The following is a 15,632-nucleotide window of genomic DNA, read 5'->3' as shown; positions in this document are numbered from 1 at the left end:
CTTGCGCCACATCTACCGCTGCCCGCTGCGCTGGGCGGACATGGACGCGTACGGCCACATCAACAACGTGGTCTTCCTCCGTTACCTGGAGGAGGCGCGTATCGACTTCCTGTTCCGCCCTGACAAGGACTTCCAGCAGGGGTCAGTGGTGGCGCGCCATGAGATCGACTACAAGCAGCAGTTGGTGCACCGGCACACCCCGGTGGACATCGAGCTGTGGGTCACGCAGATCAGGGCGGCGTCGTTCACCATCGCCTACGAGGTCAAGGACCCGGCCCAGGTGTACGTACGGGCCCGGACGGTGATAGTGCCGTTCGACTTCGAGGCGCAGCGGCCGCGTCGGATCACCGCGGAGGAGCGCGAGTTCCTTGAGGAGTACGCGGACGACGAGGCCGATCCCGCGGGGGCCGTCGCCGCATGACGGCCCTGCACCTCGTCGACGAGGGGGAGGCGGCGGATCTCGCCGCCTTCCTGGCCCGGTTGATCCACTACGACCGGGCGGCCGCGGTGCGGCTGCAGGCGACGGGGACGACGCTCGCGGTGTTCGGCCGGCCGCCGTCGTTCGAGGTGCTCGCGATCCGCACGGCACGGCTCGCCAAGCCGTACGAGAACGGGCTGGACCTCTCGCTGGACGTGACGGTCTCGGCCGGTGAACTCCTGGAATCCCTCGACGAGTCGGCGGCCATGGCGACCGTGCCAGCCGCCGTCACCGGACCGCCGTGGGCCGGAGTGCTGCCGCCGCGCGGCGGCTGGCGGCCCGAGCCGGGGCTGCCCGCGCTCGACGCGGTGCGCACGACCGTGGCCGCGGTGGTCGCCGAATTCCGGTCGCGGACAGATGAGTTGGCGCCCGAGGGGCGTACGCGGTCCGCACTCGACGGGATCGGGCGGGAGATCTGGTCCCGGCCGGTCGGGGACACCCCTCTCCCCGTACGGGCTGCCCACGCGGCTCAGTCGCTGGGATTCCTGCGGCCCACGCGCGGGGCCGTACCCGAGGGGTCCGTACCGCGGCTGCTCTCCTCGGGCGCGTGGCTCAGGTTGTGGACGCCGTACGGGTCGATCGCCGTACGCAGGACGGGGCCCGGGGCGGGACTCGGGACGCTGGACGTCAGCGTTCGCTGAGCGTCAGCGGCAGCGGTAGCGGTAGCTCAGCGTCAGCAGCGGCAGCGGTCGCTGAGCGTCAGCGGTGCTCGCTGTCGTCCGGCCATACGCCGATGTGGTCCGGTTCGAGTTCCAGGGCAACGCGGTCGCGCATACCGAGGGCCTCGGTGTACTCGGCGGGGAGCTGGAGCCGGCCGGCCCGGTCGAGCATCGCGTACTCGCGTGCCACCACTGTCTCGTGGCCGGTGGTGGCGTCCACCTCGGTGCGGCGCAGGACCTCCGTGGACGTACGGCCGTCGCGGATGGCCACTGTTCGGCGGACCTCACCGGCGACCGCCTGGTCGTGCGTGACGATCACGATGGTCGTGCCGAGACGCTCGTTCGCGGTGCGGAAGGCGGCGAAGATCTGCTCGGCGGTGTGCGAGTCGAGTTCGCCGGTGGGTTCGTCGGCGAGGAGGACGGCCGGGGCGTTGGCCAGTGCCACGGCGATGGCGACGCGCTGCTGCTGACCACCGGACATCTGGTACGGGCGGCGGGTTCGGCAGTCCGCGACATCCAGCAGATCCAGGAGTTCCAGGGCGCGTTGTGCCTGTGCGCGGCGGCCCTTCCGGGAGCCGCCGAGCTGCATCGGCAGGGCGACGTTCTGGGCGGCCGTCAGGTAGGGGAGGAGATTGCGGGCCGTCTGCTGCCAGACGAAACCGACGGTCTCGCGCCGGTAGCTCAGCCGGTCCTTCGCGCCCATCGTCAGCAGGTCGTGTCCCGCGACCCGGGCGGCACCCGCGGTGGGGGTGTCCAGGCCGGCCAGAATGTTCATCAGGGTCGACTTGCCGCTGCCGGACGCGCCGACCAGGGCCATCAACTCGCCCTCCCGGACGAGGAGGTCGAGGCCCTGGAGGGCCTGTACCTCCACACCGTCAGTGGAGAAGATCCGGACCAGCCGGTCACAGGTGATCAGGGCGTCATGGCCGTAGGCGGGGCGGTCACGGCGGTCGGCGGCGCGCTGGGCCAGGTCGGAGAAGCTGGGACCGGCCGGGCCGGCCGGTCCGGCGGAGTCGGTGGTCGTCATCGGGTGGCTCCGGTGGTGGGCGTCAGGAGTGGACCGGCGGTGGATGTCAGGGCGGTGCCCACCGGGGGCTCGCGCGACGGCTCGGGTGGGGTCGGCCGGGCGGGGCAGGCCGAGGACGCCGGGCAGGGGCGCGTCGGGGCAGCGCCTGGTCCGCGCCGGTGCCGTCGGGCACGGGCGGATCCCGTGCATGTGCATGCTGGGTGGGTCGCGCCTGCCGTATGTGTCGCAGATATCGCGCATACCGCGTGGGTCGCACAGGTCGCACAGGTCGCATAGGTCGCGTCTGCCGTGCGTGTCGCGTATGCCGTGTGTGTCGTCGTCATCGGGCGTCCCCCGCTCTCAGTTCCCTCACCGAGCCGCGCCGTCCGGTCCACCACGCCTGACCCGCGGCGATACCCGTGGCGACGACGAGCACGGCGAACGCCGGCAGGAGCAGGGACGCCGGATCGGTGTGCAGCGCTGCGGTGCCGGGAGGAGGAGCGCCGCCGGGGGTGGCCAGGGCGACGGCGGTCAGGTCGACGCCGGGAGCCAGCAGACGGACCGTCGCCCAGCCCGTCAGGGTCCCGCCCACCGCGGCGAGCAGGGCCTGCGGCAGCGCTTCCAGCACGAGCAGCCGACGGCCCTGGGCCCGGGTGAGGCCCATGGTGCGCAGCCGGGCCAGCAGGGCCGCGCGTTCGGGCGCCGCGCGGATCAGGGCGAGCAGCAGCGCGAGTACGGCGTAACCGGAGCCCGCCGCCACCGCCATCGCGTAGACGCGTTCCGCGCCTGACTGGAGAGGGGAGTCGACGTACCGCGCGCGTTCGTCGGACCGCAGGCGTACGTCCGCGGTGGTGCCGGCGGCCTTGCGCAGGGTGTCCGCGTCCAGGTGGTCGCCGGTCAGCAGGAGTGCCGTCGGACGTGCGGGGACGGTGCCGAGGCCGGCGCGGTCCACGACGAGGAACTCGGTGCCCGACACGGCCGGGGTCAGCTCGCGTACGACGGTGATGCGGATGGTGATCGTGCTGCCGTCCTCCAGGCGCACCGGAAGGGGCCGGGTGCCGAACCGGTCGGCGACGACGGGCGAGGCGAGGGCGGGCAGCGGGGACCCGCCCGACCCGTCCTCGGCCTCCGAGCCTCCCGCCTCAGAGCTTCCCGCCTTCGTGGCAGTAGCCCCCGGGCCACCAGTCCCCGATCCACCAGTCCCCGTGCCAGTAGCCTCCGAACCTTCCGCCCCCAGGTCGCCCGAGGCGCCGCTCTCCGAGGCTCTCGCGTCGCCCGGGGCCTTCAGCTCGTCTGCCGGGAAGGCCCCGAGGTGCGTGCTCCGTGCCAACCGGGCGTAGCCCTCGGGCTCCACACCGGCCAGGGGCACGGTTTCCACGCCGGCCCCCGGCTTCGCCTCGTATCCGATGCTCAGCGGGGTGACCTCGCGTACGCCCGGTGCCGAGCGGATCCGTTCCGGGAGGGTGGCGGGCAGGGCTCCCAGGACCTCGATGCGGGCGTCGGCTCCGAGGGTGAGCAGCGCCGCCCGGTCCCGTGCGTCCGCGACACCCGCGAGGACCGACCCTCCGAACGCCGCCGTGGTGAGGGCCGTCAGGAGGGCGAGCAGAGGCAGCACCGTGGAGACGGAGTTGCGGCCCGCGCGGGCCAGCGAGAGGTGGCCGACCGCGCCGCGCAGCCGGCCGACGGGGCGGGCCAGCCAGCGCAGGGGCAGCGGATGGAGCCGGACCAGGACGAGGGCGGCGATCACGCCGATCAGCACCGGTGCGAGCGCGACCAGTTGATCGCCGGAAGCGTCCAGGTCCGCCGGATCGGCGGACCCGGTCGCCTCGCCGGAGCTCCCCGATGTCCCTCGGCTCCGCAGCGCGAACACCGCTGCCGACGCCAGCACCAGCAGAGTGAGTTCGGCGACGGTGCGGCGCAGCGAAGGGCGTACGGACGCGAGGTCCTCGCGGGCACCGTGGACGCGTACGGCACGGTGGGTGATCCAGGCGCGTACGGGCAGCATGGCGCAGGCGATGAGCGCGACCGCGGCGGCGGTCCCGGCGGCGTACGACAGTCGGCCGTACGGGACGGCGAGCAGTGCGCCCGCGAGACCGAGCGCCGCCGCCGGTACCGCGACCACCGCCGTCTCGGCGAACAGCCGTGCCATGAGGCCGCGCAGGGAGACACCCCGGGCGCGCAGGAGAGCGAGTTCGCTCCGGCGGCGGTCGGCGGTGAGGCCACCGGCCATCAGGAGGACCACGGCCGCGACCGTGGCGCTGCCGAAAGCGGCGACGGCGACGAGGGGGCGGATACCGGAACGGAGTTCGGCGTACGAGGTGAGGACGTCGTCGAGGTCGCTGCTCACGTCGGCCTCCGGGTCCGTGAACGCGCGCACCTTCAGCAGGCCGGGACCGGACTCCAGCGCGGCGAGCGCGCCGGCCAGCCGGGGCAGGTCGCTCGCGGACAGGGCGGAGGGGGCCGGCGCCAGCTGCCAGTAGCGCGCGGGGCCACCGGAGGTGCCGAGGAGCGCCGGCGCCGCGTCCGGGGCCAGGAGGAGCGCGCCGAGCCAGTACGTGTTCGGCTCGGCGCCCTGGGCGGGGAGCCGCATGAGGGCCGGGGTGCGCAGGATGGGCTGAGCGGCCCAGTACGCCCCCTCGTGGTCGCGCGGGGCGACGATGCCGGTCACGCGCACGGCGAGCGGGGCGCGTTCGACGGCGGGGACATGGATCACCGAACCCACCTTGATGCGGAGTCGGCCGGCGGTCTCCGTGGTGACCGCGGCCTCCAGCTCCGGGGTCGCGGCGGTCACCGTGTCGTCGGCGCGGGGGAGGTGGCCCGCGCGCAGACGGGCGTGTTCGGCGAGGCCGTCCTGCGCGGCGAGGGTCAGCTGCGCAGGCAGTCCGCTCGGCCGTGGCAGCCACTTCTCCGCCGCTTCCAGGGGTTTCGTGGTGCGGACGCCGTACGCGGACTGCCCGGGGTCGGCGACCAGCGGCCGCTCGACGGCGGTCAGGATCTGGGCGTACCGCTCACGCAGTGAGGCCCGGCGCAGGTCCGCCTCGCGTTCCCCCTGCGTGGCGCCGAGGGAGGGCGGCGGGGCATACACCATGACGGAGGTGCTGCGGGCCGTCGCGTCGGCGACTGCCTGGCGCAGACCCGCGTCCTCGTAACGGTCGACGGCACGCGGGAAGGACGCCGCCAGGCAGACGCTCGCCGTCACCAGCAGGGCGAGGGCGACGGCGGCACCGGGGGCGGCCCGCAGGCGGGTACGGATCCAGGGCGCGACGGGGCGTTCGGCGTTCCGACGTGTGTCTCGGCGTGTGTCCCGACGTGCGTATCGACGTGTGTCTCGGCTTGCGTCCAGACGTGTGTCCCGACGTGTGTCCCGACGCGTGAAGGTCCAGCGGCGGCCCACCTCACTCACCCCCCTGCTCGTGCAGCGAACGCAGTGACCGGAGCGAGGAGGCCGAGTCGCCGCGCCGCAGCACCAGTACGCCGGTGACGATCAGCGGTGCGACCACCAGGGCGGCCAGCAGGAACGCGACCTGGCCGAGGGGGAGTTGCACCAGCACCTCCGGGACCGGCCGGGTGGCCCGGGACGTCAGCATGATCAACGGAAGGATCGCCCGGGTCAGTACCGCACCCAGCACCACCCCCACCACCAGTGCCAGTGCCACCAGCACGCCTTGCTCGGCCGCGACCATCCGGGCCAACTGACGGCGTGGCGCGCCCAGCGCGCGGAGCAGGGCGAATTCGGCGCCCCGCTCCCGCAGCGAGCCCGCCGTACTCACCGCGAAGCCGACCGCGGCCAGCGCGGCGGCCACCACGGATGCCGCGGCGAACGCGGCCTCCGGACCCGCGCCGAACGGGTCGTCCCGCAGCCGTTCCGCGACCTCGTCGCGCACGACGACCTGCGACGGCTCCACATCGGGCCGTTCACGCAGCTCCGCCGCCACCTGGGCCGCGGCGCCCGGCTCGGTCCGCAGCCACCACTCGGTGGGCGCCACGCTCTCCCCGTGCCGCTCCGCCAGCGCCCGGTTCACGGAGCGGAGATCGACCAGCAGCGCCCCGCCGGAGGTGTTCCCGGCGCCCGGGTCCTGCGTGGTCGGCAGCGCGCGTACGCTCTCCACGATCCGTACCGGTATGGCCGAACCGCCGAAGGGGACGTCCAGCCGCTCCCCGGTGCGCGCGCCCGCGGCCGTCAGGAAGTCGTCGGTCGCCACGGCCTCGACCTCGGGTGCGGCGGGCTGATCCGCCTGCAGCCGGACCGTCAACGACGAGGTGTCCCACGGGGTGTCACGAGGGATGTACCCGGTTCCGTAGCTCACCGTCAGCGGGCTCTCGGACTCCACACCCGGGCGCGTCGGAGCGTTGCCCGCCTTGGGGTCCGCCGTGGTGCTGTTGTTCTCCGACGTCACCTGCCAGGAGGTGGGCCGCGGCAGCCGCCGTTCCGTCCCGTCGGATCCCGTGGCCGTCAACTCCTCCAAGGACAACCGGTGTTGCTCGGCGCGCCCGGTGGGCTGGACCATGTCCAGCTGCGCCCCGGTCAGTGAGAGCGGCTCGGCGGTCCGGTCGGCAGGGGTCTGCTCGGCCGGGGTCTGCTCGGTCTGTGCCAGCTCCAGGGTGAGGCGGTGTGTCCTTCCATCGGCGGGGAGTTCGCCGGCGGGCACGTGGTAAAGCGTGCCGTACCGGTCCTCCAGCGTCACGGTCACGTCCGCCGACATCTTGGAGCGGTACGCCGTGGAGTCCGCCGAACCCGTGGAGCCCGTCGAGTCAGGGTCGTCCGCCGAGTCAGGGGCGTCGGGCGAGTCAGGGTCGTCGGGGGAGTCCGGGTCCGAGGGCCGCGGGGCCGCCCGGATCCGCAGGGCCAGCTCCAGCCGCGTGCTCCCCTCGGGCAGTGCCACGCCCGCCGACCCCGCCCGACCGGGGCCGAGCCCCGCCAGCATCCGTCCGACCGGTTCGTCCGCCAGATCCCCGCGCATCAGCATCGCGGCGGTTTCCTGGCTTCCGGAGGCGTCACCGGAATCCTTACCGGAAGCCTTCCCGGAACCCGTACCGGAGCCGCCGTCGGAACCCTTGCCGGAGTCCGTCCCGGCGGTCTCGGTGTCCAGCGCCAGCACCGCGGCCGTCCGGTTGCCGGACAGCGGCAGCGACATCCGCATGGCCGGGGCCGCCCCGCGTACGCCGTCGAGGTCCGCGTAGACCCCGGCCCCGGCCAAGCCGCTCTCGCCGCCCGCGAGTACCCGTATGGACGTACCGGCCAGGAAGTCCGCCTGGTCGTCCTGCGAGCGGTCCCACGACGCGCCCTGGCCGATCGCGAGCATGCCCATGGCGACGGCGAGGACGAGCAGCAGGACGGGCCCGGCACCACGCATGGGGCGGCGGCTGAACTGCCAGCCCGCGAGCGCCGTCGGCAGCCCCCTGCCGCTCGCCGCGCGCCGTTCGGCGAGGCGGGCCACGGGTGGCAGCAGGCGCAGGGTGAGCACGGTTCCGGCGAGCAGGGCCAGCGCGGGGGCGGAGACGAGGAGAGGATCGATGCCGAAGCTGTCCGTGGGTCCCCCCGCCGCCTGCTCGGAGCCGTTGGAGCCGGCGGCGCCGAGAGTCGTGACGGCTCCGGAGGTCTGCCGGCTCAACTGCCAGTACGCGACGGCCGCGATCACCAGCAGGCCGACGTCCGCACCCGCCCGTACCGGCGCCGGGAGCGAACGGGCCCGGCCGCCCCCCGCACCCTCGGCCCGTGCGGTCAGGGCGGGCACGGTCACCGCCAGGGCGCACCCCAGGGCGACCGCGGCGGCGGTCACCCACACTCCGCCGGCCGTTGCCGAGGTGTCCAGGCGCAGCCCGATCCGGGCCAGCGCCCCCTGCCCGGCCAGCAGCCGCGTGAGCGGCCCGGCGATCAGCGGAGCGCAGACGGCGGCCGGCAGGGCGAGCAGGGACGCCTCCAGTGCGGCAAGTCCTGCCACCCGCCCGCGCGAAGCGCCACGCGCCCGCAACAGCCGTGTTTCACCGCCCCGTTCGACGCTCAGCAGCCTGGCCACGAGCCACAGCGCGTACCCGGCGAGGAGGGCGAGCTGGAGCGCGACGATCAGCAGCGTCGAACGGGAGACCAGCAACGACCGCTCGACCCGGTCCAGTTCCTCCGGCAACGATGTCGTGGCGGCGGTGGTGCCGTGCAGCGCGGCGGACTTGAGCAGGGAACGGGGCCCGGTGCTCGCCGCGTCCCGAAGTTCGTCGATCCGGCCGGTCGGCAGTGCCGAGAAATCTGCGGACGCCAGCCAGGCGCTCGGCCCGGAGCTGACCGCTCGACTGGTTCCGCCGGCCGGTTCGGTTCCGCCGGCCGGTCCGGTTCCGGTGGCCGCGAGCACCGCCGGGTCCGCCAGCAGCGGCCCGTACGTCGTGAAGTCGAGTTTGCTGACCCCGCGTCCGTGCAGATCGTCCAACTGCCAGTAGGGCGAGGTGACCCGCACGGGCCGGTACAGACCGGTCACCCGGACCCGTACCTTCGGACCGTCGAACCGGTCGACGAGGGTCAGCCGTGCTCCCGGTTCGAGCGCCAGCCGGCGCGCGGCGGTCTCGGGGAGGGACACCTCGATCTCGCGGCCACCGCTCGGAGCGCGCGGCGGGCGGCCCTCGACCGTCCGCACCTGGGTGGGATCGAGCGCCGCGAAGTGGGTGAGATCCGGGTCCTCCGAGCGGGCGGCGGGCGGCTGCAGGGACCTCGGCAGGGCGTACGGCCCCGACCGTGCCAGCGTCCGCAGCGTCACAGGCAGCCCGTCGAAGGTGCGCCGGGCTCCGTCCCGTATGGCCTTGTCGGCGGCTCCGCGCTCCTCTGGCGGGACATCGGCCTTGACGACCAGCGTCGTGGCCGCGGCGCTCTGCGTACCGGTCGCGCCCGGCGACGGATCGAGGAGCGAGTGGCGCAGCGCCGCGTCGCCGATCGCGCCCGAGTACGCGGTCAGGGTCGCCAGGACAGCCGTGGTCAGCAGGACGGTGAGCAGCGCGGCGCTCAGCAGCAGGCGGTGCGCCCGCACGCGCAGTAGGACGAACCCCGTCACCCGGCCCCCCGCCGTGTCGCCGGACATCCCGGATCTCCGGTGATGTTGTCAGAGGTGAGGGGCCGAGGGTAAGCGCTTGAGAACCGGGCTTGACCGGATCGTGACCGGAATCCGGCGACGCGCGACCGGAATCCGCGCGTCAGCCGGTGCTGTTCAGCTCTTGCTGCTCAGGCCTCAGGCCCCAGTCCTCAGGCCCCAGTCCTCAGCCGTCAGCTCCCGGTCCTCAGCTCCCGGTCCTCAGTTCCCGGTCCTCAGTTCCCGGTCCTCAGTTCCCGGTCCTCAGTTCCCGGTCCTCAGCCCTCTGTGTTCACCATCGAGGCCGCCGCGTACGTCAGGTAGTTCCACAGCGTGTGCTCGTGCTCCTCGGAGAGGCCGAGCTCGTCGACGGCGACCCGCATGTGCTTCAGCCAGGCGTCGTGCGCCGCGCGGTCGACCGCGAAGGGGGCGTGGCGCATCCGCAGCCGGGGGTGGCCGCGGTTGTCGCTGTAGGTGGTCGGACCGCCCCAGTACTGGATCAGGAACAGCGTGAAGCGTTCCTCGGCCGGGCCCAGGTCCTCCTCGGGGTACATGGGCCGCAGCAGCGGGTCCTCGGCGACACCCTCGTAGAACCGGTGCACCAGACGCCGGAAGGTCTCCTCGCCGCCGACCTGCTCGTAGAAGGTCTGCTCCTGCAGCGTGCCGCGCCGTATCTCTTTCACACCGTCCATGGTCTCAGACGGGCTCGCCTCCCGGCCCGTCCCGCAGCACAGTGGAGGTATGAGTGCGCGCGCCATCGATCACGGGCTCGACGACCTCGCAGGCACGGCGCGGGCGGCGCTCGTGCGCGAGATCGACGCGAGCGGCGCCTGGGACGCCGAACCGGCCTGGCGGGAGGCCTTCGAGAGCGTCCCGCGCCACCTCTTCGTGCCGTACTACTACGTGGGCGCGCAGGGCGTGCAGGGCGCGCGGGGCGGCTACGAACGCAGATGGCGCGAGGACCCCGTCCCGCACCGACGCGAGGAGTGGATGCGCGGGGCGTACGAGAACGTTCCGCTGGCCACCCGTGTGCGCGACGGCGAGCTGGTGTCCTCCAGCAGCCAGCCGTCCCTGATGGCGAAGATGCTGGCCGAGCTGGAGGTACGGGACGGGGACGAGGTCCTGGAGATCGGTGCGGGCACCGGCTACAACGCGGCGCTGCTCTCGCACCGGCTGGGCGACGAGCTGATCACCACGGTCGACCTGGATCCGGAGATCACCGAGTCCGCCCGGCGGCACCTGGCCGCCGCCGGCCACCGGCCGACCGTCGTCACCGGCGACGGAGCGCGCGGCTGCCCCGAGCGCGCCCCCTTCGACCGGGTCATCGCGACCTGCACGCTGAGCTCGATCCCACGTTCCTGGCTCGGGCAGTGCCGCTCCGGCGCCCGCATCCTCGCGCCGTTCGCCACCGGCCTCATCGCCCTGCGGGTACGGGACACCGGGCATGCCGAGGGCCGTTTCCTGCATACGCCCGCCTACTTCGTGCCCCTGCGCGGCAGCACCCGGTCCGAGCGCGACGACCCGGACGCGAACCTGGAGGGCCTGCCGCGCCGGGCCAGGGGGAACGAACTGTTCCGGTTCCTGCTGACCCTGACAGCGGGCACCCTGGCCCCGGACGAGGCGTACGCGCTGTGGGAGCGCGAGGGGTGGCCGCCGCGCGAGCGGTACGGCATCACGGTCGGCGACGACCGTGCGTGGGCGTGGCTGGACGACCCGGAGGGGCCGTACACCTGGCCGCTGCCGTAGGCGGGTTGTGGCCGATTGTTGCCGGGCCGCCCCCGCTCCGGTCTTCGCCGTGATCGACCGGCCAGGTCCTAGTGCCGCGGCACTAGCCCCGCCGGAGCGTGATCGTCGTCCAGGCGCCCACATGCACCCGGTCGCCGTCCTGGAGCGGCACCGGGACGAAGGGCTGGATGGGCTCCTCGGCGCCGTTGACCGTGGTGCCGTTGGTGGAGTTCTGGTCGACGACCGCCCAGCTGCTGTCCGGCTGCTGCACGAGGACCGCATGCTGATGCGAGACGCCCGGGTCCTCCGGCGGCACCGCCAGGTCGATGTCCGGGGACTCGCCCGTGGAGTGGCGGCGGCGGCCGATCGTGATCTGGTTGCCGGTGAGCGGCCGCTGCTGTTCCGGCGAGTACGCGGGCAGGTTCAGTCCCGCGGCCTCCGGTCCTGACCGCTGCATCATCGCCATGAAGTACTCGCGGTCGGGGCCGATGGTGATGCTCCAGGCCAGTGGCTGCTGTTGCTGTTGCTGCGGCTGCTGCTGTTGGTAGCCGGGAGGCGCCTGTGTCGCGCCGGGCTGCGGATAGCCGTAGCCGCCGGCAGGGCTGCCAGGGCCGCCACCGGGTCCGGGTGGGCCGCCGGGTCCGCCGGTCGACGGGGGCGAGATCACCCAGTCGTCCTCAGCGACGCCGTAGGACGGGCCGCCCGGTGCCTGAGGCTGTCCCGTCTCCTGCGGATACCCGGTCTCCTGCGGATACGCGGGCGGGGCCGGTGGGGCGGACTGCTGAAACCCTTGCGGGGCACCGAGGCCGAGGCCTGTTGGACCTCCGGGGCCGGGCGGGCCTCCAGGACTGTTCGGACCTCCGGGGCCTCCGGGGCCTCCGGGGCCGTTCGGCGCACCGGGTCCACCGGGGCCGCCGTATCCCCCTTGGCCGCCCTGACCGCCCTGGCCCCCCTGCCCGCCGAACCCGCCGGGAGCCCCGGGGCTCGTGCCGCCGGGTCCGGGCGGGGGTGGTGACGGCCGTGACGGATCACCGGGGAAGCCCGAGGGGGCCTCGCCGTAGGGCGGGATCGGCTCCGCGGGCCGGTTCATCTGCGAGGGCCGGGAACCCTGGTAGTCGAATCCACCGTGGGTGGGGCCGGACTGCCCGGGCGGCGGCTGTTGCTGCTGGAAGTGGGGCGCCGGGTTCTGCCCGCCGGGACCGGAACCGGGGCTACCGGGACCGGAACCGGGGCTACCGGGACCGGAACCGGGGCTACCGGGACCGGAACTGGGGCCGCCCGGACCGGGACCGCCAGGACCGGGGGGCCCGGGGGGACGCGGAGCGGCCGGGGTGTACGAGGTCGCGGTGTTCGTCAGGAAGTTCCACCGGCACTCCTCGCAGAACGGCGCCCCGCCCTCACGCGGGGTACGGCACTGCGGGCACAGCTCGGACTCGGGCGCCGGGTCGGGCACCGCGGCGAGATGGGGGCGGCCGCCCTGGCCGGGCGGTGGGGCCGAACCGGGCGGCGGAAAGCCGTAACCGGCGGCCGGGGGAGGCGGGGGAGGTGGCGGGGGCACGGCACCGGCCATGCGGTGACCGCAGACCTCGCACCAGTCGTCGGAACCCGACTGGTGTCCGTTCGGGCAGGTCGGCATGTCGGTGCTTCCCCCTCTCCAGTTCCGGTCCACCGGGGACCGTAAGTCGTACATGGCGCGTTCGTAGCGCGTGCGCACCGCTACGCGCTGTGTGCGTACCGCTCTACTTCTTTACACGAACAGTCTTTGTGGACCGTGTCTCGAGAGTCATCTCGTCGGCCTCCGCGACCTTAGCCTTCAATCGCACAGTACCTGCCGAGGCGTCGACCACGTCCACCACCTTCGAAAGCAGTTTCGCCGTATCCGCGTTTCCTGAGGCGCTGGCGAGCTGAACCGCGCGGCCCAGTTTGGCAGTTGCCCCGTCGACATCGCCCGCTTTGCGGGCATCCAGACCCTGTTGGATGACTTGTGCCAGTTCCGCCTGACCTGTGTAGTGCGCGACCTGCGGATTGATCGACGTGGACGCCGTCATGTCATCCGTCCACACGGCCCGTACGAGACCCTGTGCGCCCAGCGTCTGGGCGGCGCCGTCCCCTTGTGGGATCACCAGGGAGACCCGGGCCGCGAGCATCTCCTGCCCGAGGCCGGCCTCGGGGACCTCGACGCAGACGTGGTAGTCGCGGGACTCGTCCCCCCAGGAGCCGGTGGGGTAGTCACCGGAGCGCGGGCCCGCCTCGGTGCGGCGGTCGGTCAGCTGCTCGACCGTCGGCGCGACCTGCTTGACGAACTTGACGGAGGTGCCGACCGGGGTCCACAGCCGCAGCGCGACGTCCGCGACCTCCTTGCCCATGGCCGTCTCCATCATCTGCGTGAAGTCGGCGGACAGGCCCGCCGGATCGGCCACGATGTCGGCGGTGCCGAGCAGCGCGGACGCGATGCCGGTGACCTCCTTGACCTCCCAGTCAGTGCCGACGCCCCGCGCGTCACAGGTGAAGAGGCCGGCGCAGGCGTCCAGGGCCGCCTTCAGGTCCTCGGGCGACTCGTGTTCGTTGCGGCCGTCGGTGAGCACGATGCCGTGCCGGATGGTGACGTCCGCCGAGGACAGCAGGCGGTCGGCCAGCCGCAGCCAGGTGCCGATCGCGGTGCCGCCGCCGGCGCTGAGCTTGCGCAGCGCCTGCTTCGCCTGGTCGCGGGTCTGCGTGTCGGCGACGGCGAGTTCACCTCCGCCCGGATAGACCTCCTTGGCCACATGCGTCCCGCCGATCACCGCGAAGTGCACGCCGTCGCGCAGCGCGTCGATCGCGGCGGCCGTCGCGTCCCTGGCGCCGCGCATCTTGGTCGGCGGGTAGTCCATGGACCCGGAACAGTCGACCATGATCGCCACAGCCGCGTCCGGGCCCTGCCCCGGTGTGTACAGGTGGGGTGCCGCGACGGCACTCCCGATCGTGCCGCCGCCGGTGGAGGTCACCGTCACGATCGCGTTGACCTCGCGGCCGCCCTCCGGCAGGTACTCGTTCTGGTACACCTCTACCGAGAACTGCGGCACGTTCGACTTCGAGAAATTGGCCATACCTACTCTGCTCCCCCTCAGGACTCCCACGGGACGTGGGTGACAGCGGTGCGCGGACCGGCCCCTTCCGGTCCTGGCGCCCGAGACCGACACTGTTTCGTACGGCTCGTACCGCTTCGGCCTCAGGCCGATCCTGCCCCCTGTTGCGGGGCCGGGAACGGAAGGACGGCCACTGTTACGTTGTCGTGGCCCCCGCCGTCCAGGGCGTGACCCACCAGGACCTGGGCGCTGTGCAGCGGTCGGTCCGCGGCGTCGGCCGGGATGACCTCGGCCAATTCCTCGGCTCCTTCCGCGTAGTTCCACAGGCCGTCGGTGCAGACCACGACCACACCCGGCCGGTCCGGCTTGAAGGAAGCGGTGTGCGGCTCCAGTTCGTACGCGTCCGCCCCGAGCCAGCCCGTGATGGCGTGGGCGCGCTGGTCGGCGTACGCCTCTGCCTCGTTCATCAGGCCCGCGGCGACCATCTGGGCCGCCCAGGAGTCGTCCTCGGTGAGCCGGGCCGGCGGTGCCGACCGGTCCACGGGCACCCAGTAGACGCGGCTGTCACCGACCCAGCCGACGATCAGCAGGCTGGGGGTGACGACAGCGCCGACGAGCGTGCAGGCCGGGGCGTTGACATGCGGCTGGTGTTCCTGGGCCGCCGCCGGGGCGCGGTCCGCCAGGGAGTTGACCGCCTCGGCGGCCGTGAGGATCGCTTCGTGCATGGCCTGCTGCGGGTGTGTGCCGCGGGGCAGGGCCGCCAGGAGCGACTCGTTGGCCGCGCGGGAGGCGGCCAGGGAGGCCTCGTCGGGGCGGGTCGCCGAGGAGACGCCGTCGCAGACGATCGCGACGACCGCGGGCGAACCGTCGGGCAGCGCGGTGGCGGACACCGTGAAGGCGTCCTCGTTGCGGTGGTGGCGCAGCCCGCGGTCGCTGACCGCGGCGACCGTGTCCAGCTCCTGCTCCATGTGATCGCGCTCGCGTGGCTGCGCGTGCCCGCAGTTCTCGCAGTAACCGTCCCGGTCGACCTGGCCCGCGCGGCACGCCACGCAGACCTTCAGGCCCGCGGGGGGCGTCGGGAGGTCTGCCGTGGCCGTCCGCGGATCGGCGGGCGGCACCTCGGGCGGCAGCGGAGCGGCAAGCGGGTACTCGTCAGGTTCCGCCGACGCATGGGCCGGAGGAGCGGGAGCCGATGCCTGGGCCGCGGCACGGGACGGCGTTCGAGCAGGTGCAGGGGCCGGCGCGTGAGCCGGCGTAGGGGACGGCGCCTCGGCATGTGGCGGGACGGACGACTGGGCCGCCGGCTGTTCGGACTGCTGTCCGGACGGCCGGGCAGACGCCCGGCCGGGCCGGTCGAGCCGTATGCCGGGGCTGTCGGAGCCGCCCGACTCCCGGCCGTCGAGGTCCGTCGGCAGCACCATGGCCGCCGGTGTGTCCGAGCCGGCCGGCTCGGGCGCGACCGGCCAGTCCACGGCGGCCGCGGCCGAAGGGGGCCGTGGTGTCGAACCGTTCATGGCGACGGTGGGGTTGTCGTCCGGCGGCACGGGTACGGCCGACAGGTCGTACCCGCACGCACCGCAGAAACGGTCCCCCGACTCCAGCGGTTCCTCACAGCTGGGGCAGGCGGCCAGTTGGGGCATCTGCGACATG

General features: G+C 73.5%; 10 protein-coding genes. 3 read left to right on the top strand and 7 right to left on the bottom strand.

Features of this window, described 5'->3' with window-relative positions:
• Position 1: 1 nt before the first annotated feature.
• Both AB0D14_RS16700 and AB0D14_RS16695 read left to right on the top strand, forming a co-directional pair.
• Positions 2-421: a thioesterase family protein gene (locus AB0D14_RS16700; RefSeq protein WP_362779310.1), complete on the top strand. Its 420-nt coding sequence runs from the start codon at positions 2-4 to the stop codon at positions 419-421.
• The gene (locus tag AB0D14_RS16695; RefSeq protein ID WP_362779307.1) at positions 418-1,119 is read left to right on the top strand and encodes a hypothetical protein; all 702 of its coding nucleotides are present in this window, start codon (positions 418-420) and stop codon (positions 1,117-1,119) included. Before AB0D14_RS16700 ends, AB0D14_RS16695 begins: the two co-directional genes overlap by 4 nt.
• Before the next feature lie 58 nt (positions 1,120-1,177).
• Here AB0D14_RS16695 and AB0D14_RS16690 read toward each other — a convergent pair whose 3' ends face one another.
• The 4 genes from AB0D14_RS16690 to AB0D14_RS16675 all read right to left on the bottom strand — a co-directional run bounded on the left by AB0D14_RS16690 (position 1,178) and on the right by AB0D14_RS16675 (position 9,884).
• Complete coding sequence (locus tag AB0D14_RS16690) at positions 1,178-2,164, bottom strand: ABC transporter ATP-binding protein (RefSeq protein ID WP_362779305.1); 987 nt, start codon at positions 2,162-2,164, stop codon at positions 1,178-1,180.
• A 319-nt stretch (positions 2,165-2,483) separates the two neighbouring features.
• Positions 2,484-5,345 (bottom strand): ABC transporter permease, encoded by a 2,862-nt coding sequence (locus AB0D14_RS16685; RefSeq protein WP_362779353.1) that lies wholly within the window; start codon positions 5,343-5,345, stop codon positions 2,484-2,486.
• A 193-nt stretch (positions 5,346-5,538) separates the two neighbouring features.
• On the bottom strand, positions 5,539-9,204 hold the full coding sequence (locus tag AB0D14_RS16680) for an FtsX-like permease family protein (protein WP_362779303.1): 3,666 nt from the start codon (positions 9,202-9,204) through the stop codon (positions 5,539-5,541).
• Between the two features lie 266 nt (positions 9,205-9,470).
• Positions 9,471-9,884 (bottom strand): globin, encoded by a 414-nt coding sequence (locus AB0D14_RS16675; RefSeq protein ID WP_362779300.1) that lies wholly within the window; start codon positions 9,882-9,884, stop codon positions 9,471-9,473.
• 49 nt (positions 9,885-9,933) lie between these two features.
• On the opposite strand from AB0D14_RS16675, the gene AB0D14_RS16670 reads away from it, so the two are divergent.
• A complete protein-coding gene (locus AB0D14_RS16670; RefSeq protein ID WP_362779298.1) occupies positions 9,934-10,938 on the top strand; it encodes a methyltransferase domain-containing protein in 1,005 nt (334 codons plus the stop codon).
• An 82-nt stretch (positions 10,939-11,020) separates the two neighbouring features.
• Here the strand turns inward: AB0D14_RS16670 and AB0D14_RS16665 are convergent, their stop codons facing one another.
• The 3 genes from AB0D14_RS16665 to AB0D14_RS16655 form a co-directional block, all read right to left on the bottom strand.
• Positions 11,021-12,553: an FHA domain-containing protein gene (locus AB0D14_RS16665; RefSeq protein WP_362779297.1), complete on the bottom strand. Its 1,533-nt coding sequence runs from the start codon at positions 12,551-12,553 to the stop codon at positions 11,021-11,023.
• A 103-nt stretch (positions 12,554-12,656) separates the two neighbouring features.
• The gene (locus AB0D14_RS16660; protein ID WP_362779296.1) at positions 12,657-14,003 is read right to left on the bottom strand and encodes a VWA domain-containing protein; all 1,347 of its coding nucleotides are present in this window, start codon (positions 14,001-14,003) and stop codon (positions 12,657-12,659) included.
• 122 nt (positions 14,004-14,125) lie between these two features.
• On the bottom strand, positions 14,126-15,631 hold the full coding sequence (locus AB0D14_RS16655) for a protein phosphatase 2C domain-containing protein (RefSeq protein WP_362779294.1): 1,506 nt from the start codon (positions 15,629-15,631) through the stop codon (positions 14,126-14,128).
• Position 15,632 lies beyond the last annotated feature (1 nt).

Source organism: Streptomyces sp. NPDC048484, assembly GCF_040651415.1.
In the GTDB taxonomy this organism is placed as follows: domain Bacteria; phylum Actinomycetota; class Actinomycetes; order Streptomycetales; family Streptomycetaceae; genus Streptomyces.
The sequence above is the reverse complement of the archived record's forward strand: the minus strand, read 5'-3'. Positions and strand labels throughout refer to the sequence as shown.

What these genes read in the sequence shown, in the direction of transcription:
- AB0D14_RS16670 (WP_362779298.1), top strand. Translation starts at nt 9,934, where the DNA reads ATGAGTGCGCGCGCCATCGATCACGGGCTCGACGACCTCGCAGGCACG.
- AB0D14_RS16680 (WP_362779303.1), bottom strand. Translation starts at nt 9,204, where the DNA reads ATGTCCGGCGACACGGCGGGGGGCCGGGTGACGGGGTTCGTCCTACTG.
- AB0D14_RS16660 (WP_362779296.1), bottom strand. Translation starts at nt 14,003, where the DNA reads ATGGCCAATTTCTCGAAGTCGAACGTGCCGCAGTTCTCGGTAGAGGTG.
- AB0D14_RS16675 (WP_362779300.1), bottom strand. Translation starts at nt 9,884, where the DNA reads ATGGACGGTGTGAAAGAGATACGGCGCGGCACGCTGCAGGAGCAGACC.
- AB0D14_RS16655 (WP_362779294.1), bottom strand. Translation starts at nt 15,631, where the DNA reads ATGTCGCAGATGCCCCAACTGGCCGCCTGCCCCAGCTGTGAGGAACCG.
- AB0D14_RS16695 (WP_362779307.1), top strand. Translation starts at nt 418, where the DNA reads ATGACGGCCCTGCACCTCGTCGACGAGGGGGAGGCGGCGGATCTCGCC.
- AB0D14_RS16665 (WP_362779297.1), bottom strand. Translation starts at nt 12,553, where the DNA reads ATGCCGACCTGCCCGAACGGACACCAGTCGGGTTCCGACGACTGGTGC.
- AB0D14_RS16690 (WP_362779305.1), bottom strand. Translation starts at nt 2,164, where the DNA reads ATGACGACCACCGACTCCGCCGGACCGGCCGGCCCGGCCGGTCCCAGC.